Source organism: Pseudomonas fluorescens (genome assembly GCF_000968015.1).
Taxonomy (GTDB): domain Bacteria; phylum Pseudomonadota; class Gammaproteobacteria; order Pseudomonadales; family Pseudomonadaceae; genus Aquipseudomonas; species Aquipseudomonas fluorescens_W.
The window spans coordinates 38,896-63,926 of record NZ_LACH01000014.1; the positions used below are offsets into that span (position 1 = coordinate 38,896).

The following is a 25,031-nucleotide window of genomic DNA, read 5'->3' on the forward strand; positions in this document are numbered from 1 at the left end:
AGCCCGTCAGGAGACGGGCTTCAAAATGTGACAGTTTTAATCGGTTACAAAGGCTTGCCGCGGTTGCCATGCTGACTGACAAAGGCCTGCACGGCTTTCAGGTCATTTGGCAGCACGGTACAGCGCTCATCTCGCTCAAACAAATCAGAAAGATGTGCAGGTAGTTCAAGCGCTTTTCCTACGCCCGCTTTTTCCACTGCGTCCGGGAATTTGACCGGATGGGCCGTACCGAGGATCACCATCGGGATATCCAGGCTGCGACGGCACTCGCGCGCCGCCTTCACGCCGATAGCGGTGTGCGGATCCAGCAGTTCGCCGGTTTGCTCATAAACTTCGGCAATGGTTTCGCAGGTTTGCGTGTCATCCACGGCCAGCGAATCGAACAGCTTGCGGGCTTCGGTCCAACGTTCCTGTTCGACGCTGAAGCCGCCACCTTGTTTGAAGGTGTCCATCAGCCCGGCAATCGCTGCGCCGTTGCGACCGTGCAGGTCGAACAGCAGGCGTTCGAAGTTCGACGACACCATGATGTCCATCGACGGCGACAGCGTGGCATGCAGGGTGTCCTTGACGTACTGATTGCCGCTCATGAAGCGGTGCAGGATGTCGTTGCGGTTGGTAGCGACGATCAACTGGTTGATCGGCAGGCCCATGTTGCGCGCCAGGTAACCGGCAAAAATGTCGCCGAAGTTGCCGGTCGGCACCGAGAACGATACCGAACGCGCCGGGCCGCCCAGTTGCAGGGCTGCGTGGAAGTAGTAAACGATCTGGGCCATGATCCGCGCCCAGTTGATCGAGTTCACCGCCACCAGGCGGGTGCCCTTGAGGAAGCTCTGGTCAGCGAAGCTGGCCTTGACCATTTCCTGGCAGTCATCGAAGTTGCCTTCGATGGCGATGTTATGGATGTTCTCGCCGAAGATGGTGGTCATCTGGCGGCGCTGCACTTCGGACACACGGTTGTGCGGGTGCAGGATGAAGATGTCGACGTTTTCGCAGTGCTTGCAGCCTTCGATGGCGGCCGAACCGGTGTCGCCGGAGGTGGCACCGACAATCACCACGCGCTCACCGCGTTTTTCCAACACGTAGTCGAGCAGACGACCCAGCAGCTGCAAGGCGAAGTCTTTGAACGCGAGAGTCGGGCCGTGGAACAGCTCCAGCACCCATTCGTTGCCGTTCAGCTGACGCAACGGGGCCACGGCGTTGTGCGAAAACACACCGTAGGTTTCTTCGAGGATCTTTTTGAAATCGGCGTCAGGAATGCTACCGGTGACGAACGGGCGCATCACCCGGAAAGCCAGCTCGTGATACGGCAGGCCGGCCCAGGAAGCGATTTCTTCCTGGGTGAAACGTGGCAGGTTTTCCGGGACGTACAGACCGCCGTCCGTGGCCAGACCGGCCAGCAGGACGTCTTCGAAATTCAGGGCCGGTGCCTGGCCGCGGGTACTGATATAACGCATGACTGGCTCCAATAGACAGTGTTCGCAAACCCGGGCCCGCAGGCGAGCCCGGTGAACGATAACGGCTTAGTTCAGGTGCTCGACGCGGATCCGTACGACCGGACCGACCACGCCAGCCAAGGCTTCGAGGGCGGCGATCGCGTCGTTCATGTGCTGTTCCAGCACGCGGTGAGTCAGCAGGATCATCGGCACCAGGCCGTCGTGTTCTTCGACTTCCTTCTGCATGATCGATTCGATGTTGATGCCGCGCTCCGACAGGATGCTCGCCACCTGCGCCAACACGCCCGGATGGTCCTTGGCCTGGATGCGCAGGTAATAGGAGCTTTCGCAGGCTTCGATCGGCAGGATCGGGTGGGCCGACAGCGAATCCGGCTGGAATGCCAGGTGCGGTACGCGGTTTTCCGGGTCGGAAGTCATGGCGCGAACCACATCCACCAGGTCGGCGATCACCGACGAAGCAGTCGGCTCCATGCCAGCGCCAGCGCCGTAGAACAGCGTAGAACCGGCGGCATCACCGTTGACCATCACCGCGTTCATCACGCCGTTGACGTTGGCGATCAGGCGATCGGCCGGGATCAGCGTCGGGTGCACGCGCAACTCGATACCGGCCGCCGTGCTACGCGCCACGCCCAGGTGCTTGATGCGATAGCCCAGCGCTTCGGCGTAGTTCACGTCAGCGGTAGTCAGCTTGGTGATGCCTTCGGTGTAAGCCTTGTCGAACTGCAGCGGAATGCCGAACGCGATGGACGCCAGGATCGTCAGCTTGTGGGCCGCGTCGATGCCTTCAACGTCGAAGGTCGGATCGGCCTCGGCGTAACCCAGGGCTTGCGCCTCGGCGAGTACGTCTTCGAAGGTCCGGCCCTTCTCACGCATTTCGGTGAGGATGAAGTTGCCGGTGCCGTTGATGATGCCGGCGACCCAGTTGATGCGGTTGGCCGACAGGCCTTCACGGATAGCCTTGATCACCGGAATGCCACCGGCCACGGCGGCTTCGAACGCCACAATCACGCCCTTCTCCCGGGCCTTGGCGAAAATTTCATTACCGTGAACGGCGATCAACGCCTTGTTCGCGGTCACAACATGTTTTCCGTTCTCGATCGCTTTGAGTACCAGCTCGCGGGCAACGGTGTAGCCGCCCACCAGCTCTATGACGATGTCGATCTCAGGGTTCGTGGCCACTTCGAAGACATCGTTGGTAATCGCAATACCGGTCGTCTGGAACTGAGGCTTTGGCGTGCGCATGGCAATTTGTGCCACTTCGATTCCACGCCCGGCACGACGAGCAATTTCCTCGGCGTTACGCTGAAGTACGTTGAAGGTACCGCCACCGACGGTCCCTAACCCACAGATGCCTACTTTGACCGGTTTCACTGTGAACTCCCCATAAAACGGCCGACTCAAGGCCGGCCGTGAAAACAACCGCATACTCGCGGTTCTCTATTAATGGCCCGGCGAATGCTGCCGCCGAACCATGATCGTCAATGGCTGACCGTGACGATGCGAATTTACTTCGCGCCCAGTGCCAGTTTGGCGACTTGTGGCGCAGGCTGGTAGCCCGGAATGACTTGGCCGTCGGCCAAAACGATGGCCGGTGTACCGTTCACGCCAATCGACTGACCGAGAGCGAACTGCTTGGAAACCGGGTTATCGCACTTGGCGGCCTTGATTTCCTTGCCGTCGACCATCTTGTCCATGGCGGCTTTCTTGTCTTTCGAGCACCAGACCGCTTGCAGTTGTTCGTCACCCGGCGAGCCAAGGCCCTGGCGCGGGAACGCGACATAACGCACTTCGATGCCGCGCTTGTTCAGCTCAGGCACTTCGGCGTGCAGCTTGTGGCAATACGGGCAGGTGGTGTCGGTGAATACGGTGATGTGCGATTTGGTTTCGCCGATTGCCGGATAGACCACGGTTTCAGCCACTGGAATCTCGTTGACCAGTTTGGAAACGCCCAGGCGTTCGGTCTTCTCGGTCAGGTTGACCGGTTTGCCGTCCTTGAGCTGGAACAAGTAACCCTGAACGACGTACTGGCCGTCGGCACTGGCATAGAGCACGCGGCTGCCCTTGAGTTTGACTTCGTACAGACCTGGCAGCGGGCTGGCGGTGATGCTTTCTACCGGCACCTCGAGCTGGAGGTTTTCCAGGCTTTTACGAATGGCTTTGTCGGCCGCGTCATCGGCGACGGCAAAGGTGCTGACCAACGCAATGGCTGCGGCGGCGAAAATCTGGGTCAGACGCATGAGAACTCCTGAAGGCGGACAAATGGGACGATCAGAATGCCCGTGCCGAAACACCGGGTCATAAACGCCCATCGTGCAAACCGGCAAAGCCTACCACATAAGGCCCCTGTGGCCGAATGCGGGTGACGCGAGACATTGGGACAACGCACCCCCCTGTAGGAGTGAGCCTGCTCGCGATAGCGGTAGTCCTGACAACACAGCGGTGACTGACAGATCGCCATCGCGAGCAGGCTCACTCCTACAGGGATTTTGTTCAGCCTCTGGGGTGATGTTTGGCGTGCAGGTCCTGCAAGCGGGCACGGGCGACGTGGGTGTAGATCTGCGTGGTCGACAGATCGCTATGGCCGAGTAGCATTTGCACCACCCGCAGGTCCGCGCCGTGGTTGAGCAAGTGCGTGGCGAAGGCATGGCGCAAGGTGTGCGGCGACAGCGACTTACCGATCCCGGCAACCTTGGCCTGGTGCTTGATGCGATGCCAGAAGGTCTGCCGAGTCATCTGCTCGCCGCGCTGGCTGGGGAACATGACATCGCTGGGACGCCCGCCAAGCAGCTCCTGGCGGCCATCGCGCAGGTAACGCTCGACCCAGACAATCGCCTCCTCGCCCATTGGCACCAGCCGCTCCTTGCTGCCCTTGCCCATCACTCGCAGCACGCCTTGGCGCAGATTGACCTGCTCCAGTGTAAGGCTGATCAGCTCCGTCACACGCAAGCCACAGGCATAAAGCACTTCGAGCATGGCGCGGTCGCGCTGGCCGATGGCTTCGCTCAGATCCGGCGCCTTCAGCAGCGCTTCCACATCCGCTTCCGACAAGGATTTGGGCAAAGGCCTACCGAGCTGAGGCATGTCGATGCGCAACGTCGGATCGACGGCGATCAGCTTTTCCCGCAGCAAATAGCGATAAAAGCCACGCACACCAGAGAGAAATCGCGCCGTCGAGCGGGGTTTGTAGTTTTGCTCCAGACGCCAGGCCAAGTGATCGAGGATCAATTCGCGGCCGGCATTGATCAACTCCAACCCTTTTTCCTGCAGCCAGCCGTTGAACAGGGCCAGGTCGCTGCGATAGGCATCGCGGGTGTTATCGGAAAGACCTTTCTCCAGCCACAGAGCGTCGAGGAATTGGTCTATCAAAGGATGATCGATGGCGGGCATAAAGGCTCAGGCAAGACCGACAGTACGGCCAGGGAAGATAAATCGCAGGCAACAAAAAAGCAGCCCGTAGGCTGCTTTTTTCTGCATCGGAAGCTGGACTTAAGCCAGTTTTTCCTTGATGCGAGCTGCTTTACCGGACAGGTCACGCAGGTAGTACAGCTTGGCTTTACGTACGTCACCGCGACGTTTAACGGCCATGCTGTCGATTTGCGGGCTGTAGGTCTGGAAAGTACGCTCTACGCCAACACCGTTGGAGATTTTACGAACGGTGAAAGCACTGTTTACGCCGCGGTTACGCTTGGCGATAACAACACCTTCGAACGCTTGCAGACGCGAACGGTCGCCTTCCTTCACTTTCACCTGAACGACAATGGTGTCGCCCGGGGCAAAGGTAGGGATCTCTTTGGTCATCTGCTCTGCTTCGAGTGCAAGGATGATTTTGTTAGTCATGCTGTGCTCCTAAGGTAAATCGTCGGATCTACCATCGATACGTTGTTAACTATCGTCCCGCTCGCGGATGTATTCCTCGAGCAGCTTCTTCTCTTCTCCAGAAAGCGAGCGGCTTTCCAGAAGATCGGCGCGTCGTTCAAAGGTCCTACCAAGGGACTGCTGTAAACGCCAACGCCGGATATGCGCGTGATTGCCACTTAGCAACACGTCGGGAACACGCTGATCCGCATACACCTCCGGTCGGGTGTAGTGCGGGCAATCCAGCAAACCATCCGTAAAGGAATCTTCCTCGGCGGAGTCCGCATGCCCTAAAGCTCCAGGCAGCAGTCGTGTAACCGCATCGATCAGGACCATCGCCGGCAGCTCGCCGCCAGACAGTACATAGTCGCCAATCGACCACTCTTCATCGACATGAGCCTCTATAAAACGCTCGTCAATGCCTTCATAGCGGCCGGCAATCAGGATCAATGCATCCAGATTCGCCAACTCGCGTACCGCCGACTGAGTCAGTTGACGGCCTTGGGGGGACAGGTAAATTACCTTCGCCGCCTCCCCGGCTGCTGCCTTGGCCTGAACCAACGCATCTTCCAGGGGCTTGATCTTCATCACCATGCCTGGACCACCGCCAAATGGGCGATCATCCACAGTGTGATGTCGATCCGTCGTGTAGTCTCGCGGATTCCAACAGGTGAGCTGCAAGAGCCCCTGTTTCACCGCACGACTGGTGATGCCGTACTCGCTGATGGCGGAGAACATCTCGGGAAACAAACTGATCACTTCTACGCGCAAGTTAGCCACGCTTAGAAGTCCGCATCCCATTCCACCTTCATCTCGCCTGCGGCAAGGTCGACGGCCAACACGCATTGCTCCGTATAGGGCAACAGGCGTTCGCGATCATCCAGGCTGCCAGCGCAAGGCTTGACCACCATTACATCATTGGCGCCGGTTTCCAGAAGATGATCGATTTTCCCGAGCAATTGTCCGAGTTGATCAATGACCTTCAGACCTTCCAGCTGGTACCAGTAGTACTCGCCGTCGGTCAATTCAGGGAACAGGTTGCGCGGCACGCAGATCTCATAACCGGCCAGAAGACGCGCTTCTTCACGATCATCAAGACCCTTGAGCTTTGCGACCAGGAACTTATCGCTCCCGCGTCCGCTGACCAGCTCGACCTGTTTCACATTGCCTTCGCGCTTTAGCGTCCAGGTTTTGTACTGCAACAGGTTTTCAGTCGGATCAGTAAAGGAATACACCTTCACTTCGCCGCGAACGCCATGAACCGAATAAATTTTGCCGATAACGATCAAATCATCAGCAACAGCTGGCGTCGCGTTCATATTGCTCAGGCCGCAGCCTTAGCCGCGTCCTTCAACAACTGAGCAACGCGCTCAGAAGGTTGTGCACCAACGCTCAGCCAGTAGGCTACGCGCTCTTGGTTCACGGACAGACGGACTTCTTGACCACGAGCAACAGGGTTGAAGAAACCAACCTGTTCCTTGTGCGAACCGTCGCGCGGGTTGCGGCTGTCGGTTACGGTCAAGTGGTAAAACGGGCGCTTTTTGGAGCCGCCAAGGGCAAGACGGATTGTTAGCATGTGAACATCGTTCCTGTAGTCGGTGCTGCAAATCTAAAGGCACAGCGGGCATAGGTGCCCGAAAGGCCGCATATTCTAAGGAATATCCGGACTTTTGCAAATGACTTTTTCCGGCGGCCTTTCAGTCGCCATCAAGATTTGCTATAGAGCCGTCGTTGAAAACGGCCAGTCAGCTCCCGCCAAGTGCGGGTTTGCTGGAGATCCCACGTCCATGTGGGGCTGCGTCGACATGACTGTCGGCGCGAATTCTTTACATTCTTGGCATGCCGCCGCCGGGCAACATACCGCCCATGCCGCGCATCATTTTGGCCATTCCGCCTTTCGCGGAGAACTTCTTCATCATCTTCTGCATCTGCTTGTGCTGCTTGATCAAGCGACCGATGTCCTGCACCTGAGTGCCGGAACCCATGGCGATCCGGCGTTTGCGCGAACCGCTGATCATCTCAGGGTCGCGGCGCTCGGCCGGGGTCATGGAATTGATGATGGCTTCCATCTGCTTGAATTGCTTCTCTGCCGCGCCTTGGGCGTTGCCCATCTGCGCCAGGTTCATACCGGGCATGTTTGGCAGTTTGTCCATGAGGCCGCCGAGGCCGCCCATGTTTTTCATCTGTTGCAGCTGATCGCGGAAGTCTTCGAGATCGAAGCCCTTGCCCTTCTTCAACTTCTTGGCCAGTTTGTCGGCCTTGTCCTTGTCGAGGGTCTGCTCGGCCTGCTCGATCAGGCTGAGTACGTCGCCCATACCGAGGATGCGCGAAGCAATACGCTCCGGGTGGAACGGCTCGAGCGCGTCGCTCTTCTCGCCCATACCGATGAACTTGATCGGCTTGCCGGTGATGGCGCGAACCGACAGTGCGGCACCGCCACGGGCATCGCCGTCGACCTTGGTCAGGATCACACCGGTCAGCGGTAGAGCATCGCCGAAGGCCTTGGCCGTGTTGGCGGCGTCCTGACCGGTCATGGCGTCGACCACGAACAGCGTTTCGACCGGGTTGATCGCGGCATGCAGCGCCTTGATCTCGCCCATCATCTCTTCATCGATGTGCAGGCGACCGGCGGTATCGACGATGACTACATCAATAAACTTAAGCTTTGCTTCTTTAATAGCCGCTTGCGCGATGTCGACCGGCTTCTGGCTCAGGTCGGACGGGAAGAAGGTAACGCCGACTTCCCCTGCGAGCATTTCCAGCTGCTTGATCGCTGCCGGACGGTAAACGTCCGCAGACACGACCATGACCGACTTCTTCTTGCGCTCTTTAAGGAAGCGCGCGAGTTTGCCGGCGGTGGTGGTTTTACCCGCACCCTGCAAACCGGCCATCAGCACGACGGCCGGAGGAACGGCGCTCAGGTTCAAGTCTTCGTTGGCCGCGCCCATCAGGCTTTCGAGTTCGGCCTGGACGATCTTCACGAAGGCCTGGCCCGGCGTCAGGCTGCGCGACACCTCAGTGCCGACGGCGCGTTCCTTGACCGAATTGACGAAGTCCTTGACGACCGGCAAGGCGACGTCAGCTTCGAGCAACGCCATGCGCACTTCGCGCAGGGTGTCTTTGATGTTGTCTTCGGTCAGCTTGGCCTTGCCGGTGACATGGCGCAGCGTCTGCGAGAGACGGTCGGTTAAGTTTTCAAACATTGCGCGATCCTTTCAGGCCCTGTGTAGACCGGGATAATGGCGGCCCAGACCGGAATAAACGTGTGCTCGGCGAGCCTGCGGCGTGGGCAGGTCGCGGATTATAGCGAAGACTGCGTCTGGCGGACACCTCGTCGTCAGGTTGCATGGTCTTTCGTGCTGCGGGGGTTCTATGCCAAACTCAGCGCCTTTCGGGCTTGCCTAACAGGATTTATGCTCCCCTTGTCACCCAGTTTGCTAACTACCCTCGCCGCCGCCTGCTTATATGCCGCTGCGACCCTCTATCAGGGCACTCGTCTGGCCACCGGTGCCAAGGCGAACAAACGCCTGCTGGTCACGCTCGGCGTGCTCGCCGTGCTGGCTCATAGCGCCAGCCTGTTCACCCACCTGCTGACACCGATTGGCCTGGGCCTGGATTTTTTCAGCGCCGCCAGCCTGATTGCCGCCGCGGTGATTGCCCTGACGCTGTTGGCCTGCTCGCGGATCCCGGTGGAGAACCTGCTTATATTGCTGTTCCCGCTCGGCGCCGCCACCGTGCTGCTCGCACAGTTCGCCCCCGCCGGCACCGTGCAGATCATCGACGAAGAACCAGGCATCCTCGCCCACATCCTGCTGTCGATCCTCGCCTATGGCATGTTCACCATCGCGGTATTCCAGGCGTTACTGCTGCTGGTTCAAGACCATCAGCTCAAGCACAAACACCCGTCCGGCCTGATCAAGAACTTCCCGCCGCTGCAAACCATGGAAAGCCTGCTGTTCGGTTTCCTCTGGGCCGGCTGGACCCTGCTGTCGCTGTCGCTGATTTCCGGCTGGCTGTTCGTCGACAACCTGTTCGCCCAGCACCTGGTGCACAAAACCCTGCTGGCATGCCTCGCCTGGATCGTTTTCAGCGTGCTGCTCTGGGGCCGTAACCGACTCGGCTGGCGCGGACACAAGGCCATTCGCTGGACCCTCGCCGGTTTCTGCCTGCTGATGCTGGCGTATTTCGGCAGTAAGCTGGTTCGTGAATACATCCTGCATATCTGACGGGCGGCATTAATGGACGACTTGCCCATAGGGCCGATGCTTGCGGTAGTGGCCCTGCTGATTTTATGGTCGGGGCTGTTTACCGCCATCGAAGCTGCGCAACAGTACTTGCTCGCCCAGCGGACCGCTTCGCGCTCGAGCGACAAACCGGTGGCAAAACTGAGCTTTTCGCTCAATAGCCTGATCCTGTGCAACACCCTGTGCCGCGCACTGGTCGTGGTCATCAGCACCTTGCTGGCGATTTTCACTTGGGCGGAAAACGGTCCATGGGTAGCCTGCCTGGGGGCTGGCGCCGTGCTTCTGGTGTTCGCCGACTACCTGCCGCGCACCCTCGCCGTCCGTTATCCGGACGCCGTCCTGGCCTTGGGCAACACCTTGCTGGGCGCGCCACTGAAAATCATCTATCCCGCCGCCTGGTTGCTCAATGGCATAAGCCAGCTGCTGATGCGACCGTTCGCCCGCAAAGTCAAAGTGGTGCAGCAGAGCGAAGACGAGGCCCCGAACGATCGGCACGACGATCACGAACACGCCGTCTGCCGCCCTCACCCGCTGTCAGGCATCCATGCGCTGGACAACATCACGGTCAACGACATTCTGGTGCCACGCAGTGACGTCGACGGGGTCAATCTGGACGACTCCCTCGAGGAAATCATCGAGCAGCTTCGCGCCAATAAACGCACGCGCTTGCCGGTTTTCCACAGCGACATCAATCAGGTCGAGGCGGTACTCAATACCCGGCAGATCCGCCATCTGCTGCCCGACGCCAGTCTGACCCGAGAGGCATTGCTGGCAGCCTGTCACGACCCCTACTTCGTACCGGAAAGCACCCCGTTGCAACTGCAGCTGTTGAATTTCCACAAACAACAGCGACGCCTGGGCATGGTGGTCGACGAGTACGGCGAAGTGCTCGGTGTCGTGACCCTGGAAGACATTCTCGAAGAAATCGTCGGCGAGTTCGAAAGCCAGCACAGCCTGGATAACCCGCACATCCACCCACAGGCCGATGGCCGCCTGGTGATCGAAGGTGCGGCGTCGATTCGCGAACTGAACAAGAGCCTGGGCTGGCACTTGCCGAGCGACGGTCCGAAAACCCTCAACGGGTTGGTGACTGAGGCACTGGAGACGATTCCGGAAAGTGCGGTATGCCTGAAGATCGGGCGTTATCGGCTGGAGATTCTGGAGACCGAAGATAATCGTGTTACCCGGGTTTTGATCTGGCATACCAGTTCGACGCCTGCGATTGCCTCTATCCGTTAGATAGTTAAAAGATCGCAGCCTCGCTTCGCTCGACAGCTCCTACCGTTTGGAATGCGTTCCCTTGTAGCCGCTGTCGAGCGAAGCGAGGCTGCGATCTTTTTCAACATCTATGCCTTGTCCGATCGTTAGCAGCCTTCCTATAATCAAGCCGCTTACCCAAGCCCCGCCGAACCACGTGCTTACCCCGCACGCAGAAGGTTCCGGCCAGATCATCGACAATATCCGCACCACACCGACGACTGTTCCTACCTTGAACATCGGCCGCGCCTCACTCCCACATCCCTGGGTGTTCGACCATAATAATTCGCTCCACTGGGGCACATGACTGTCAGGGATAACTGCATGACGACCAGCACGACTTATAACGACACCGCGCCGGCGCAACCGACGAACTCAGCCACCCGCGTGGCGACTGCAAGCTTCATCGGCACCGCCATCGAGTTCTACGACTTCTACGTCTATGCCACGGCCGCTGCACTGGTGATCGGTCCGGTATTCTTTCCGCAGACCTCCGGCACGGCCCAGATGCTGTCGGCGTTCCTCACCTTCGGCATCGCCTTCCTTGCTCGACCGCTGGGATCGGCGCTTTTCGGCCACTTCGGTGACCGCATCGGGCGCAAATCGACACTGGTTGCCTCGCTGCTGCTGATGGGCGTATGCACCACGCTGATCGGCGTACTTCCGGGTTACGACAGCATCGGGGCCTGGGCGCCGATCCTGCTCTGCGTGCTGCGCTTCGGCCAGGGCCTGGGACTCGGCGGCGAATGGGGTGGCGCGGCGTTGCTGGCCACCGAGAATGCACCCAAGGGAAAACGCGCCTGGTTCGGCATGTTCCCGCAGCTTGGCCCCTCGATCGGTTTCCTCGCGGCCAATGGGCTGTTTCTTACACTGGCAATGACCCTGAACGACGAGCAGTTCCGCTCGTGGGGCTGGCGGATTCCGTTCCTGCTCAGTGCGGCGCTGGTGATGGTCGGCCTCTATGTGCGCCTCAAGCTTCACGAAACCCCGGTGTTTGCCAACGCAATGGCTCGCCAGGAGCGGGTGAAAATCCCGCTGGTCGAGCTGCTCGGCCAATATTGGGCGCCGATGTTGCTGGGTGCCGGGTCGATGGTGGTGTGCTACGCGCTGTTCTATATCTCGACGGTGTTTTCGCTGAGCTATGGCGTGTCGACGCTCGGCTACACCCGCGAAACCTTCCTCGCGCTGCTGTGCTTCGCCGTGCTGTTCATGGCCGCCGCTACGCCGCTGTCGGCCTGGGCCAGTGATCGTTACGGGCGCAAACCGGTGCTGATCATCGGCGGTGTGCTGGCGATTCTGTCCGGTTTCCTGATGGAGCCGCTGCTGACCCAAGGTTCGACCTGGGGCGTGGCGCTGTTCCTGTGCATCGAGCTGTTTCTGATGGGCGTGACGTTTGCGCCGATGGGCGCGCTGCTGCCGGAGCTGTTCCCCACTCACGTGCGTTATACCGGTGCGTCGGCGGCCTACAACCTGGGTGGCATTATCGGGGCCTCGGCGGCGCCGTTCTTCGCACAGAAGCTGGTGGCGATGGGCGGTTTGAGTTATGTCGGCGGGTATGTGTCGGGGGCAGCGGTGCTGAGTTTGATTGCTGTGCTGTGCCTGAAGGAAACGCGCAATAACGATCTGAATCGGGTTGCCTGAAGAAAAAGCTTCGCGGGCAAGCCTCGCTCCTACAGGAACCGCGTGATTCTGTAGGAGGCTTGCCCGCGTAGGCCGCGCCTCGGTTAAAGCTCTACTACGACGGCCTGGGATGCGCGGGCCGCTTTAGCGCGAGCAGCGTCAATCGACTCATCGCGCGCCAACGCAACACCCATCCGACGCTGACCATTGACCTCAGGCTTGCCGAACAGACGCAACGCCGTATCCGGCTCGCTCAACGCCGCACCAAGATTGGCGAAAGCCGTCTGAGTCGACTGCCCTTCCACCAGAATTACCGCCGAAGCCGATGGACCGAACTGACGGATCAACGGAATCGGCAGGCCCAGTATCGCCCGTGCGTGCAGCGCAAACTGCGACAGGTCCTGGGAAATCAACGTCACCAGACCGGTGTCATGTGGACGCGGCGAGACTTCGCTGAACCAGACTTGATCGCCTTTGATGAACAGCTCAACACCAAACAGACCACGGCCACCCAAGGCTTCAGTGACGGCTTTGGCAACGCGCTCGGATTCGGCCAGGGCAATCGGGCTCATGGCTTGTGGCTGCCAGGATTCCTGATAGTCGCCCTTCTCCTGGCGGTGACCGACTGGCGCACAGAACGTAGTGCCGCCGACGTGACGCACGGTCAACAGGGTGATTTCGTAGTCGAAATCGATAAAGCCTTCGACGATCACGCGACCTTTACCGGCGCGACCGCCTTCTTGAGCGTAATCCCAGGCTTTCCGCACGTCATCGACGCTACGCAGCAGGCTCTGGCCTTTACCCGACGAGCTCATCACCGGTTTAACCACACATGGGAAGCCGAGGTCTTCGACAGCCTTGCTGTAATCCTCGAAGGTGTCGGCGAAGTGGTAAGGCGAGGTCGGCAGGTCCAGCTCTTCAGCGGCCAGGCGACGGATGCCTTCGCGGTTCATGGTCAACTGCGCGGCGCGAGCGGTCGGGATCACGGTGAAGCCTTCGGCTTCCAGTTCCACGAGGGTCGCGGTGGCAATGGCTTCGATTTCCGGCACGATGAAATGCGGCTTTTCGGCTTCGATCACCGCACGCAGGGCGGCGCCGTCGAGCATGTTGATCACATGGCTGCGATGGGCAACCTGCATGGCAGGCGCATTGGCGTAGCGGTCCACGGCAATCACTTCAACGCCCAGGCGTTGCAGCTCGATCACCACTTCCTTGCCCAACTCGCCACAGCCACACAGCAATACGCGGGTCGCGGTTGGCGACAATGGAGTTCCGATACGGGTCATCTCAGGTCCTCAAGAAGCGGATCATCGAGGGTCGCAACGCGTGGCGCGCTTCCCATGGGGAGAAAGCGCGGCATTTTACATGAACCGAGAGGTTTGGCTTTAACCGGGAATCGCGTTCTTGCGCAGACGCCAGGCCATTGCGATCCAGACAATGGTCACGCCCGCGAACTTCGAGCCCATGGCGGTGAGGATCACGCCCGGAGTGAACGCGTCGATCATGCCGAAAAAGATGAAGGTATCGAGGGGAATGCTCAGGGCCGAACTTATCCACAGGCGGTCGTGCAAGGGGCGCTTGGTGATGCTGAACACTAGCCAATCGATGCATTCGGACACCGCGAACGCCGTGGCGCTGGCCAGCGCGATGGACGGATCGGACGTCACGTAGGACAACACCAGCGCTGCCAGCATCGCCGCGATCGCACCATGGCCAAAACGTATTTGCACCATGTCGCGCAAGACGAACACCAAACCACCCCAGGCCGACCAGATGATGTCCAGGTGCGGAGCGGTGGAAAAGGCGTAGTTGATCAGCACGACGCTGCTGATGTAAGCGATCAGGAAGAGCATGGGCGAAGGGGGAACCTGTCAATTTGGTGCACAGGGTACCGTAGGAGCTGACGAGTGCAACGAGGCTGCGATCTTTTGACTTTGATTTTTAAGATCAAGATCAAAAGATCGCAGCCTCGTTGCACTCGACAGCTCCTACAGGTCTGGCGTTTTGCCGATCATCCAGAGAATGCCACTCGACTTGGCCCGCTCATGGCACAACCCCAACACTTTGCGGCGCTCTTCGTTATCCATCCGGCTCCAGCGCGTGATCTCTTCCACTGTGCGCTGACACCCGGTGCAAATATCGTCCTCGTCCAGCGCACAGATATTCACGCAGGGCGATAGCACCGGCCGTTCAGTGGCGCTCATTCTTCCTGCTCAACCAGATCGCGGGCATAACGTTGCGAGTTATGCACATAGTGAGCAGCACTGGCCTCCAGCATTTTTTTCTGCGGCTCGGTCAGCTCGCGCACCACTTTGCCGGGGGAGCCCATGACCAGCGAACCGTCTGGAATCTCCTTGCCCTCACCAATCAGTGAGTTGGCGCCGATGATGCAGTTCTTGCCGATTTTCGCGCCATTGAGAATCACCGCGTTAATCCCGATCAAGCTGTAATCGCCCACCGTGCAGCCATGAAGCATGGCGTTATGGCCGATGGTCACGCCGGTGCCGATGGTCAGCGGGTAACCCATGTCGGTGTGCATCACCGTGCCGTCCTGGACGTTGCTGTTCTTGCCGATCAGGATCAGTTCGTTGTCGCCGCGCAGCACAGCGTTGAACCAGACGTTGGCGCCCTCTTCCAGTTTGACCTTGCCCACCAGCACGGCATTGGGTGCGACCCAGCTTTGCGGATGGGTTTCGACGCGGGCGTCGCCCAGGCGATATTTCATCTTATTGTCCTCAAGGCCAGGCTGGCTCACTTGCAAAAAGCGGGGTTCACGCCATACGGGCGATGGTTTCAGGTATTGATAAATGACTTGGGTGGCTGGTGCAGGCTGATTTTGGCGTCATAGAGCAGGTTGATCAACTCGACGATCATAATCGCCGTCAGGCCCCAGATTTTGTACTCGCCATAGCGATAGCTCGGCACGTACCAACTGCGACCCTGGTAATCGATGCGATGGGTGTGTTCGCGCGGATCCGTGCGGAAGAATTCCAGCGGTACGCTGAACACCGCGGCAATCTCGGCATCGTTGGCCAGGTATTCGACAAAATCCGGAATCACACCGACATAGGGTGTGACCTTGATGCCGTGCAGGGAGATCAACGGGCTCAGCGGGCCGATCACTTCGACCAGCCCCGGCGGCAGGCCGATTTCTTCTTCGGCTTCGCGCAGGGCGGTGAAAATAAGGTCCGGGTCTTCGGGATCGCGTCGCCCGCCGGGGAAGGCGACTTCGCCGCCATGGGTCGAGAGCCCGCTGGCGCGCAGGGTCAGAACCAGTTCCGGTTCGTCACTGCGAGTGATGGGCACCAGTACCGCGGCTTCAGGGAAACGTTTGTCGGTTTCCAGTGTGCGAGGTGTGTGGTTGCTTACTCGATGCAGTAGCTCGTCCAGCATGAGACTTCTCGATCTATTCGCTACCTCGCATCATGCACCAATCGAACCGACCGCCCAACCCCATAACCACTGCATGTCGCTAAACGACAACTTGCCGACAGACACCGCCGCACGCCAAGATAGGCGCAGCATTCAGGAACCCAAGCATGAAATTTTGCAGTCAGTGCGGCAACCCGGTGACCCAACGCATTCCAGAGGGCGATTCGCGCCTGCGTTTTGTCTGTGACAGCTGTCAGGCAATTCACTACCAGAACCCCAATATCGTCGCCGGTTGCGTGGCGACCTGGGGCTCCAAAGTCTTGTTGTGCCGCCGCGCCATCGAGCCTCGGCTCGGTTATTGGACCCTGCCCGCCGGTTTCATGGAAAACGGTGAAACCATCGAGCAGGCGGCCATTCGCGAGACAGCCGAAGAAGCCTGCGCGCGGGTGCGCAACCTGAGCATCTATACGTTGATCGACGTGCCGCACATCAGCCAGGTGCATGTGTTCTTCCGCGCCGAGCTGGTGGACCTGGACTTTTGCGCCGGTCCCGAGAGCCTGGAAGTGGCGCTTTTCGAAGAAGCCGACATCCCTTGGTCCGAGCTGGCTTTCCGCACGGTGGGCCGTACTTTAGAATGCTTCTTCGCTGACCGGCGGACCGAGGTCTACCCCGTGCGGTCCGAGTCGATCCCGCCGCTTGCTCAGCCTGCCATTACTTGATTTGAATTCGGAACCTCTGCAAGCCGCTGAAAGATCGTCCTGACGCGACCCGAAGCTGCGGCAGCTCCTGCAAAAACACCTATAACTATTAAATAGTCGCGACACCTCTTAGGGATATCGTTTCAATGCGCTGGTTGCTTGCCCTGTTTTGCTTGTCGTTCGTCGCTGTCTCCCAGGCTTCCGTTGCGGAAACGCTGGACGGCAAAGTCATCGAAAAAGTTCTCGTGCTCAAGTCCGCCCACCAATTGCAATTGATCAATGACGGCAAGCCGATCAAGACCTATCGCATCTCATTGGGAAAAAGACCCATCGGCCCGAAACTCATGGAAGGCGACAGACGCACGCCTGAAGGTTTTTACTGGCTGGACTGGCGCAAGGTCAGTGACCGTTTCAATCTGGCGATGCACATCTCCTACCCGAACATCAGTGACTCCGCGCGCTCCCGGCGTGAAGGCGTCGAACCCGGTGGCATGATCATGATCCATGGCACCCCGGACACTGAAGAAAACCCCGAAGACCTGTTCCACACACTGGACTGGACTGACGGCTGCATTGCCATGCGCAACATGGACATGCGCGAGGTCTGGGGTTTGGTGCCGGACGGCACGATGATCGAAATCCGTCCGTAACCCTGTGGCGAGGGAGCTTGCTCCCGCTGGGCTGCGAAGCAGCCCTGAAATCAGCGAATGCGGTGTCATATCATTTTTTTGGGGCCGCTTCGCGACCCAGCGGGAGCAAGCTCCCTCGCCACAAAAACACCGAGTAGCTTCTGATCTCCCTCTTCCGAGCGCTACCTTCGGTCGCGCATCAAAAAATAAATTCAAAAGATCGCATTCTGCGGCAGCGCCTACCGGGTAGATACCACTCCCATCGGCAGGAGCTGTCGCAGGCTGCGATCTTTGCTTTCAAAACCCCCACCGCTAATACCACTTCAAACCAGCAACCCTATCACCCATCAATCAGGGCAGGATTTCCCGTGCCAAAAGCAAAGTGGTCTCATTGACATGGTATTTAAGTGGTATTAGGTTTCACCCCACCACCGGGCGACAACAATCCTATATCCGCATCGGACCAAACCTACATGAATGACCTCCAGGCCCTACGCCCTGACGACACCCAGCCCACGCCGTTGTACCTGCAACTGGCGCGCAATCTGGAAGCGGCGATCCATGCCGGCCAGTGGAAAGCCGAACAGGCCATGCCGTCGGAGCGCAACCTCAGCGAAATGCTGGGCATCTCCCGTGTCACCGCCCGCAAGGCGCTGGAAGTTCTGTTCGAGCAGGGCCTGATCCGCCGCAACCAGGGTTCCGGCACTTTCATCACCCCGCGCCTGGAACAACCGCTGTCGCGCCTCTCGGGATTCAGCGAGATGCTGCGCCTGAAAGGCTTCGTCCCCGGTTCGCAATGGCTGGAGCGTGAAATCACTCCGCCGACCCACGAAGAACTGATCCGCCTGGGCCTCTCGCCGAACGACAAGGTCGCGCGGCTCAAGCGTTTGCGTAAAGCCGACGACACGGTCATGGCGATCGAGATGAGCACCCTGCCCGCCTCGATCATTCCCAAGCCGCAAGCCGTGGGCGACTCCCTGTATGAATACCTCGACGGAATCGGCAAGCCGATCGTCCGCGCCCTGCAGCACATTCAGGCAATCAACGCCTCGGACGAATTCGCCGCCCTGGTGGGCATCGCCCCCGGCACCGCCATGCTGCTGATGACCCGGGTCGGTTACCTGGAAGACAACACGCCGATCGAAGTCACCGACACCTATTGCCGCAACGACTACTACGACTTTGTCGCAGAACTTCGTCGATAACCCGCTTCGCCGCTAAAGAACCGAGAACCGATCATGTCCGAAGACAACATCCTCACCGCCCGCGGCTGGATTCGCGGCCGGCTGATTCACGAACACGGCAAGGTCGTGTCGATCGAAGGCCAACCGTGCGATCCGGCCGACAACGAACTGCCTTACCTGCTGCCGGGTTTCATCGACCTGCACGTTCATGGCGGCGGCGGCAAAGACATCATGGAAGGCGCGCCAGCCTTCGAGACCATCACCAAAACCCACGTACGGTTCGGTACGACGTCGATGCTGGCGACCACCATGACCGCGCCGCCTGCAGAAATTTCCAGCGTGCTCAAAGCCGTCGGCGAGTATTGCGAGCAGCGCCCGAAAGGCAGCGCCCGAGTCCTCGGCGTGCACCTGGAAGGCCCGTACATCAACCCCGGAAAACTCGGCGCCCAACCGAATTTCGCCCACACCGCGTTGATGGCCGAAGTCGAAGAATATCTTGCGCTGGCGCCGATCAGGGTGATTACCATCGCCCCGGAAATCGCCGGCCACGACGCCTTGATCCGCAACCTCAGCGCTCGCGGCGTGCGCATGCAAATTGGCCACACCCTCGGCAGTTACGAGGAAGGCGTTGCCGCGCTGAACGCCGGCGCCAGCAGTTTCACCCACCTCTACAACGCCATGAGCCCGCTGCATCACCGCGAGCCGGGCATCGTCGGCGCGGCACTGGCTCACGCCAAATACGCCGAACTGATTCCGGACTTGCTGCACGTGCACCCCGGCGCCATCCGTGTGGCCCTGCGATCAATCCCGTGCCTGTATTGCGTCACCGACTCCACCGCCGCTGCCGGCATGCCCGACGGCGAGTACAAGCTCGGCAGCCACACCGTGACCAAATGCCTGGGCGGTGTGCGCTTGCCCGACGGCACCCTGGCCGGCAGCACGCTGACCATGGATCAGGCCCTGCGCAATCTGGTGAAGATCGGTTTGCCAATCGCCGAGGCCTCGCAACGTCTTTCGCAATTCCCCGCCGACTACCTCGGCCTCAACGAACGCGGGCGCCTGCAACCCGGCAGCTGGGCCGACTGCGTGCGGCTCGATCGCTCACTCACACTGACCGCCGTCATGGTCGAAGGAGAAGACATTGACTTCAAAAATGCTTGAAGAGGCGCTGTCCTCGTTCGAGGCCGTGCAAGCCCAATTGCAGCAACTCGACCCGCAAATGATCGAGATCGCCGGGCGCCTGCGCCGTCAACCGCCGCAAGTGGTGATGACCGTCGCCCGCGGTAGCTCCGATCATGCCGCCAGTTACTTCGCCTACCTGACCATGCAGCAATTGGGCTTCCCGGTGGCGTCGTTGCCGATGTCGGTGGTGACCATGCTGCAAGCGCCGTTGAAGGTCAGCGGCCAAGTGGCGTTCGCCTTCTCGCAGTCCGGGCAAAGTCCCGACCTGGTGAACAGCCTGCGTCTGCTGCGCAAGCGCGGCGCCCTGAGCATCTCGATGGTCAACGCCGAGAGTTCGCCACTGGAGGCCGCGTGTGAGTTCAGCTTGCCGCTGTGTGCCGGCACCGAAAGCAGCGTCGCCGCGACCAAGAGTTTTATCGCCACCCTCAGCGCCAGCGCCCGTCTGATCGCCCACTGGAAAGAGGACGCGGAGTTGCTGGAGGCCGGCCTCGCACTGCCGGAAGGTTTGCGCGAGGCGGCGAAACAGGACTGGAGCCTGGCCATCGACGCCCTGCGTGATTGCCAGCGCCTGATGGTGATTGGCCGTGGCGCCGGTTTCGCCATCGCCCAGGAAGCCGCATTGAAATTCAAGGAAACCTCGGCGATCCAGGCCGAAGCCTTCAGCAGCGCCGAGGTCCGTCACGGCCCGATGGCGTTGATCGACGAAAATTATCCACTGCTGATCTTCGCCCCGCGCGGTGCCGAGCAGGCCGGTTTGCTGATCCTCGCCGCCGACATGCGCCAGCGTGGTGCCCGCGTGTTGCTGGCCGCACCGGATGACATTGCCGAACGCGACCTCACCCTGACCCGTGCCGAGCACCCGGCCCTCGACCCGATTCTGGCGATCCAGAGTTTCTACGTCATGGCCGCCGGTTTGGCCGTCGCCCGAGGCATGGACCCGGACCAGCCGCGGCATTTGAGCAAAGTGACGCGCACGCACTAACTCAAAGGGCGCATGAAAAACCCTGTAGGAGCTGTCGAGTGAAACGAGGCTGCGATCTTTTCAACGCAAGATCAAAAGATCGCAGCCTCGTTTCACTCGACAGCTCCTACAGGGGCGAGTTGATCCGAACCGTTTTTACTGATGAGACCGAGCCATGCACAACAATAATAAAGAGCTGACCCTCAGCGCCCCGCTCAGCGGCCCGGTGCTCACGCTCGCCAAAGTCCCGGACCCGGTGTTCGCCAGCGGCGCCATGGGCGACGGGATCGCCATCGACCCGCTGAACGACACCCTCCACGCCCCGTGCGCCGGCATCGTGGTGCACGTCGCGCGCACTGGCCACGCCGTCACCTTGCGTGCCGACAACGGTGCCGAATTGCTGCTGCACCTGGGCCTCGACACCGTCGAGCTGCAGGGCGAAGGCTTCTCGATGCTGGTCAAGGAAGGGGCGCGGGTCAGCAACGGCCAGCCGCTGTTGCGCTATGACCTGGACAAGGTCGCGCAGCAGTGCAAAAGCCTGGTCAGCCTGATGATCCTGACCAACAGCCAGGACTTTCAGGCGCGACCAATCACGCTGAAGTCGGTGAAAGTTGGCGAGCCATTGCTGCATATCATTCGTCGGCACGCACCTGGAGCGCACGCTGAAGCGGAGCTTTCCGGGGAAGAGATTTACGGCCACATTCGCATCGCCCATCGCGGCGGTTTGCATGCTCGTCCGGCAGCGCTGATTCGTCAGACAGCACAAGGTTTCAAGAGCAAATCGCAGCTGCACTTCGCTGGCAAATCGGCGACCTGCGACAGCTTGATCGGACTGATGGGTTTGGCCGTTGGCGAACAGGACGAGGTTCAGGTCAGCTGCCAGGGCCCGGACGCCGAAGCCGCGTTGCAAGCGTTGCTGATTGCGTTATCCACAGCGCTGGCCGAAGACAGCCACGCCGCCGCGCCGACACCGATTGCCCGACGCACCCGAGCTGCCGAAGCGGGTGTGCTGCACGGTGTTTGTGCAGCGCCTGGTTTGGTTGCCGGGCCGTTGTTTCGCTTGAACGCCATCAGCCTGCCGGTGGATGCAGGTAACCATGATCCCGAGCAACAACTGCAAACCCTCGACACCGCGCTGACCGTTGTGCGCAGTGAAATCGACCACACGCTGGCCCAAGCCAGGAAACATAAAAACACTGACGAAGAAGCGATCTTCGCCGCACACCTCGCCCTGCTCGAAGACCCGGCGCTGCTCGACGCGGCGAACACTTCCATCGACCAAGGCATGGCCGCAACCCACGCCTGGAGCCAATCGATCGACGCGCAGTGCGAGGTGCTCCAGCAACTCGGCAGCCCGTTGTTGGCCGAACGCGCCAACGATCTGCGCGACCTCAAACAACGCGTACTGCGTGCCCTGCTCGGCGAAACCTGGCACTACGATGTGCCCGCCGGCGCTATCGTCGCCGCCCATGAACTGACGCCGTCCGATCTGCTGCAACTCAGTCAGCTAGGTGTCGCCGGGTTGTGCATGGCCGAGGGCGGCGCGACTTCCCACGTGGCGATTCTCGCGCGCGGCAAAGGCTTGCCGTGCATGGTTGCACTGGGTTCTACGCTGTTGGATCAGCAGCAAGGCCAAGCGGTTGTGCTGGATGCCGATGGCGGTCGCCTTGAACTGATGCCAAATGCCGAACGTTTGGCCGAAGTGCATCAGGCGCAACTCGATCATCAACAGCGCCGCGCCGAGCAACAGGCTCAGGCTCACACCCCGGCGCTGACGCTCGACGGTTTGCAGATTGAAGTCGCCGCCAATGTGGCTTCCAGTGCTGAAGCGGCTGATGCCTTGGCCAATGGCGCCGACGGCGTCGGCTTGCTGCGTACCGAGTTTCTGTTTGTGGATCGCAACACCGCGCCAGACGAAGAGGAACAGCGCGTCGCCTATCAAGCCGTGCTCGATGCCATGGGCGACAAGTCGGTGATCATTCGCACCATCGACGTCGGCGGCGACAAACAACTCGACTATTTGCCGCTGCCGGCTGAGGCCAATCCAGTGCTTGGCCTGCGCGGCATTCGCCTGGCTCAGGTCCGTCCGGAAATCCTCGATCAGCAATTGCGCGCGCTGCTGCACGTCAATCCGCTTTCGCGCTGCCGGATCTTGTTGCCGATGGTGACCGAAGTCGATGAGTTGCTGCACATCCGCCAGCGTCTCGATGCGTTGTGCACAGAGCTCGGTGTGCTTGAGCGCCCGGAGCTGGGCGTGATGATCGAAGTCCCCGCCGCCGCGCTGCTGGCCGAGCAACTGGCCGAACATGCGGACTTCCTGTCCATCGGCACCAACGATTTATCGCAATACACACTGGCCATGGACCGCGACCACGCCGGCCTCGCCTCGCGGGTCGACGCCATGCACCCGGCGCTGCTGCGGCTGATCGCCCAGACCTGCGCCGGCGCTGCGGTGCATAACCGTTGGGTCGGTGTCTGCGGCGCGCTCGCCTCCGATCCGCTGGCCACGCCGGTATTGATCGGCCTGGGCGTCAGCGAGTTGTCGGTCAGCCCGGTGCAGATCGGTGAAATCAAGGACCGCGTCCGCCACCTGGACGCGAGCGAATGCCGACGCATCAGCCACGACCTGCTCAAGTTGAGCAGCGCCGCAGCTGTGCGTCACGCCTGTCATCAGCAATGGCCTCTGAGCTGAACAACGACAACAGCTCTAAAACAAAAAGAACACAGGGAGAACCGCCATGTACCAATACTTCATCGAAGGCCTGCAACGCCTCGGCCGCGCGCTGATGCTGCCGATCGCGATCCTGCCGATCGCCGGCCTGTTGCTGCGCCTGGGCGACACCGACCTGCTGAACATCGCGATCATCCACGACGCCGGCCAAGTGATCTTCGCCAACCTGGCGATGATCTTCGCCATCGGCATCGCGGTCGGTTTCGCCAAGGACAACAACGGCACCGCAGGCCTCGCCGGGGTGATTGGCTATCTGGTGATGATCTCCACCCTCAAGGTGCTCGACGCGAGCATCAACATGGGCATGCTCGCCGGGATCGTCAGCGGCTTGATGGCGGGTGCGCTGTACAACCGTTTCAAGGACATCAAGCTCCCGGAGTACCTGGCATTCTTCGGCGGCCGGCGCTTCGTACCGATCGCCACCGGGTTCGCCGCCGTCGGCCTGGGCGTGATCTTCGGCTTGATCTGGCCGCCCATCCAGCACGGCATCAACAGCTTCGGCACGTTGATGATGGAAAGCGGCAGCTTCGGCGCGTTCGTCTTCGGCGTGTTCAACCGCCTGCTGATCGTCACCGGGCTGCACCACATCCTCAACAACATGGCGTGGTTCGTCTTCGGCAACTTCACTGATCCGACCACCGGCGCCATCGTCACCGGCGACCTGTCGCGCTACTTCGCCGGTGACCCGAAGGGCGGCCAGTTCATGACCGGCATGTTCCCGATGATGATCTTCGGCCTCCCGGCCGCCTGCCTGGCGATGTACCGCAACACCCTGCCGGAACGCCGCAAGGTCATGGGCGGGATCTTTCTGTCGATGGCGCTGACGTCATTTTTGACGGGTGTAACTGAGCCGATCGAATTCGCCTTCATGTTCCTCGCGCCGTTTCTCTTTTTGCTCCATGCGCTGCTGACGGGTCTGTCGATGGCGATCACCAATGCGCTGAACATCCACCTTGGTTTTACCTTCTCCGGCGGTTTCATCGACATGATTCTCGGCTGGGGTAAATCCACCAACGGTTGGTTGGTGGTGCCGGTGGGGCTGGCGTACGCGGTGATCTACTACGTGGTGTTTGATTTCTGCATTCGCCGTTTCAACCTCAAGACGCCGGGGCGTGAAGAAGTGCCGGCGGGGGACAAGGTTGTAGTCGCCGAGAATGAGCGAGCCGGGGCTTACATCAAGGCACTGGGCGGTGCTCAGAATTTGATCACCGTAGGAGCGTGTACCACACGGTTGCGGCTGGACATGGTGGATCGCAACAAGGCAAACGATGCGGAGTTGAAAGCGCTGGGGGCGATGGCGGTTGTGCGTCCTGGTAAAGGCGGGAGCTTGCAAGTGGTGGTCGGGCCGATGGCGGACAGCATTGCTGATGAGATTCGCTTGGCGATGCCCGCTCTGGGGCGCGCACTTGTTTCCTCACCTCCTGCTGTTATCGATGCGCCGAAACCTGCGGCGGTGGCGAATTCAGAAGCGCAGCAATGGTTGAATGCCTTGGGCGGTGGCGAGAACGTGTTGCAGATGGACTGCATCGCCATGACCCGGATTCGGTTGCAACTGGCGGATGGCAAGGCGTTGTCGGAGTGTGATTTGAAGGCGTTGGGTTGCCAGGGTGTCAGTCAGTTGGAGGGTGGGGTTTGGCATCTGTTGATTGGCGACAAGGCATCGAGTTTGAATGATGCGCTGGAGGCGTTGGTGAATCGCAGTGAGGTGAGTGCCAAGGTTTAGATTGTTGGTGCCCTGTAGCCCGTCTTCGCGAGCAGGCTCGCTCCCACACTGGTTTGGTGTACATAGTTCCAATGTGGGAGCGGGCCTGCTCGCGAAGGGGCCCTCACAAACACCAAAAAAC

At 60.1% G+C, this 25,031-nt stretch carries 24 protein-coding genes; 10 read left to right on the plus strand and 14 right to left on the minus strand.

What is annotated here, in order from left to right:
- Positions 1 to 44: 44 nt before the first annotated feature.
- From thrC to ffh, 9 genes are all read right to left on the minus strand, one after another.
- A complete protein-coding gene (gene thrC / locus VD17_RS07720; RefSeq protein WP_046053337.1) occupies positions 45 to 1,454 on the minus strand; it encodes a threonine synthase in 1,410 nt (469 codons plus the stop codon).
- 66 nt (positions 1,455 to 1,520) lie between these two features.
- Positions 1,521 to 2,825 carry a homoserine dehydrogenase gene (locus VD17_RS07725; protein WP_046053481.1) on the minus strand — a complete coding sequence of 435 codons (1,305 nt, stop codon included), beginning with the start codon at positions 2,823 to 2,825 and terminating at the stop codon, positions 1,521 to 1,523.
- 134 nt (positions 2,826 to 2,959) lie between these two features.
- Positions 2,960 to 3,691 carry a bifunctional protein-disulfide isomerase/oxidoreductase DsbC gene (gene dsbC, locus VD17_RS07730; protein WP_046053338.1) on the minus strand — a complete coding sequence of 244 codons (732 nt, stop codon included), beginning with the start codon at positions 3,689 to 3,691 and terminating at the stop codon, positions 2,960 to 2,962.
- Between the two features lie 253 nt (positions 3,692 to 3,944).
- Positions 3,945 to 4,841 carry a site-specific tyrosine recombinase XerD gene (gene xerD, locus VD17_RS07735; protein WP_046053339.1) on the minus strand — a complete coding sequence of 299 codons (897 nt, stop codon included), beginning with the start codon at positions 4,839 to 4,841 and terminating at the stop codon, positions 3,945 to 3,947.
- 99 nt (positions 4,842 to 4,940) lie between these two features.
- Complete coding sequence (gene rplS, locus VD17_RS07740; protein ID WP_003175895.1) at positions 4,941 to 5,291, minus strand: 50S ribosomal protein L19; 351 nt, start codon at positions 5,289 to 5,291, stop codon at positions 4,941 to 4,943.
- A 45-nt stretch (positions 5,292 to 5,336) separates the two neighbouring features.
- Positions 5,337 to 6,110, minus strand: coding sequence for a tRNA (guanosine(37)-N1)-methyltransferase TrmD (gene trmD / locus VD17_RS07745; protein ID WP_154503229.1), 774 nt, complete (start codon positions 6,108 to 6,110; stop codon positions 5,337 to 5,339).
- Positions 6,092 to 6,628: a ribosome maturation factor RimM gene (rimM, locus tag VD17_RS07750; RefSeq protein ID WP_046053340.1), complete on the minus strand. Its 537-nt coding sequence runs from the start codon at positions 6,626 to 6,628 to the stop codon at positions 6,092 to 6,094. The genes trmD and rimM overlap by 19 nt, the downstream gene beginning before the upstream one ends.
- A 5-nt stretch (positions 6,629 to 6,633) precedes the next feature.
- Complete coding sequence (gene rpsP / locus VD17_RS07755; protein ID WP_007944872.1) at positions 6,634 to 6,885, minus strand: 30S ribosomal protein S16; 252 nt, start codon at positions 6,883 to 6,885, stop codon at positions 6,634 to 6,636.
- Positions 6,886 to 7,135: 250 nt separating this feature from the next.
- Entirely contained in the window at positions 7,136 to 8,512 is a 1,377-nt protein-coding gene (gene ffh, locus VD17_RS07760) for a signal recognition particle protein (protein ID WP_033056394.1), read from the minus strand.
- Between the two features lie 210 nt (positions 8,513 to 8,722).
- Between ffh and VD17_RS07765 the strand changes: the two genes are divergently transcribed.
- The 3 genes from VD17_RS07765 (at position 8,723) to VD17_RS07775 (ending at position 12,451) form a co-directional block, all read left to right on the plus strand.
- Positions 8,723 to 9,535, plus strand: coding sequence for a cytochrome C assembly family protein (locus VD17_RS07765; RefSeq protein WP_046053341.1), 813 nt, complete (start codon positions 8,723 to 8,725; stop codon positions 9,533 to 9,535).
- Positions 9,536 to 9,547: 12 nt separating this feature from the next.
- Positions 9,548 to 10,792 (plus strand): transporter associated domain-containing protein, encoded by a 1,245-nt coding sequence (locus VD17_RS07770; RefSeq protein WP_046053342.1) that lies wholly within the window; start codon positions 9,548 to 9,550, stop codon positions 10,790 to 10,792.
- Between the two features lie 342 nt (positions 10,793 to 11,134).
- The gene (locus VD17_RS07775) at positions 11,135 to 12,451 is read left to right on the plus strand and encodes an MFS transporter (protein WP_046053343.1); all 1,317 of its coding nucleotides are present in this window, start codon (positions 11,135 to 11,137) and stop codon (positions 12,449 to 12,451) included.
- Positions 12,452 to 12,534: 83 nt separating this feature from the next.
- Here VD17_RS07775 and purT read toward each other — a convergent pair whose 3' ends face one another.
- The 5 genes from purT to VD17_RS07800 form a co-directional block, all read right to left on the minus strand.
- Entirely contained in the window at positions 12,535 to 13,716 is a 1,182-nt protein-coding gene (gene purT / locus VD17_RS07780) for a formate-dependent phosphoribosylglycinamide formyltransferase (RefSeq protein ID WP_046053344.1), read from the minus strand.
- Between the two features lie 99 nt (positions 13,717 to 13,815).
- Entirely contained in the window at positions 13,816 to 14,283 is a 468-nt protein-coding gene (locus VD17_RS07785) for a VUT family protein (RefSeq protein ID WP_046053345.1), read from the minus strand.
- Positions 14,284 to 14,418: 135 nt separating this feature from the next.
- Positions 14,419 to 14,634: a DUF1289 domain-containing protein gene (locus tag VD17_RS07790; protein ID WP_046053346.1), complete on the minus strand. Its 216-nt coding sequence runs from the start codon at positions 14,632 to 14,634 to the stop codon at positions 14,419 to 14,421.
- Positions 14,631 to 15,155 (minus strand): gamma carbonic anhydrase family protein, encoded by a 525-nt coding sequence (locus VD17_RS07795; protein ID WP_007954617.1) that lies wholly within the window; start codon positions 15,153 to 15,155, stop codon positions 14,631 to 14,633. The genes VD17_RS07790 and VD17_RS07795 overlap by 4 nt, the downstream gene beginning before the upstream one ends.
- 68 nt (positions 15,156 to 15,223) lie before the next feature.
- Positions 15,224 to 15,823 carry a CoA pyrophosphatase gene (locus VD17_RS07800; protein WP_046053347.1) on the minus strand — a complete coding sequence of 200 codons (600 nt, stop codon included), beginning with the start codon at positions 15,821 to 15,823 and terminating at the stop codon, positions 15,224 to 15,226.
- Between the two features lie 146 nt (positions 15,824 to 15,969).
- Between VD17_RS07800 and VD17_RS07805 the strand changes: the two genes are divergently transcribed.
- From VD17_RS07805 to nagE, 7 genes are all read left to right on the plus strand, one after another.
- On the plus strand, positions 15,970 to 16,521 hold the full coding sequence (locus VD17_RS07805) for an NUDIX hydrolase (RefSeq protein WP_033056401.1): 552 nt from the start codon (positions 15,970 to 15,972) through the stop codon (positions 16,519 to 16,521).
- Positions 16,522 to 16,646: 125 nt separating this feature from the next.
- Positions 16,647 to 17,150 (plus strand): L,D-transpeptidase family protein, encoded by a 504-nt coding sequence (locus tag VD17_RS07810; RefSeq protein ID WP_046053348.1) that lies wholly within the window; start codon positions 16,647 to 16,649, stop codon positions 17,148 to 17,150.
- Between the two features lie 452 nt (positions 17,151 to 17,602).
- A complete protein-coding gene (locus VD17_RS07815) occupies positions 17,603 to 18,334 on the plus strand; it encodes a GntR family transcriptional regulator (RefSeq protein WP_008151596.1) in 732 nt (243 codons plus the stop codon).
- Between the two features lie 33 nt (positions 18,335 to 18,367).
- On the plus strand, positions 18,368 to 19,474 hold the full coding sequence (gene nagA, locus VD17_RS07820) for an N-acetylglucosamine-6-phosphate deacetylase (protein ID WP_046053349.1): 1,107 nt from the start codon (positions 18,368 to 18,370) through the stop codon (positions 19,472 to 19,474).
- Positions 19,467 to 20,477, plus strand: a complete 1,011-nt coding sequence (locus VD17_RS07825) for an SIS domain-containing protein (protein WP_046053350.1) — start codon at positions 19,467 to 19,469, stop codon at positions 20,475 to 20,477. The genes nagA and VD17_RS07825 overlap by 8 nt, the downstream gene beginning before the upstream one ends.
- 154 nt (positions 20,478 to 20,631) lie before the next feature.
- Positions 20,632 to 23,148, plus strand: coding sequence for a phosphoenolpyruvate--protein phosphotransferase (ptsP, locus tag VD17_RS07830; RefSeq protein ID WP_046053351.1), 2,517 nt, complete (start codon positions 20,632 to 20,634; stop codon positions 23,146 to 23,148).
- Positions 23,149 to 23,194: 46 nt separating this feature from the next.
- Positions 23,195 to 24,910: an N-acetylglucosamine-specific PTS transporter subunit IIBC gene (nagE, locus tag VD17_RS07835; RefSeq protein ID WP_046053352.1), complete on the plus strand. Its 1,716-nt coding sequence runs from the start codon at positions 23,195 to 23,197 to the stop codon at positions 24,908 to 24,910.
- Positions 24,911 to 25,031 lie beyond the last annotated feature (121 nt).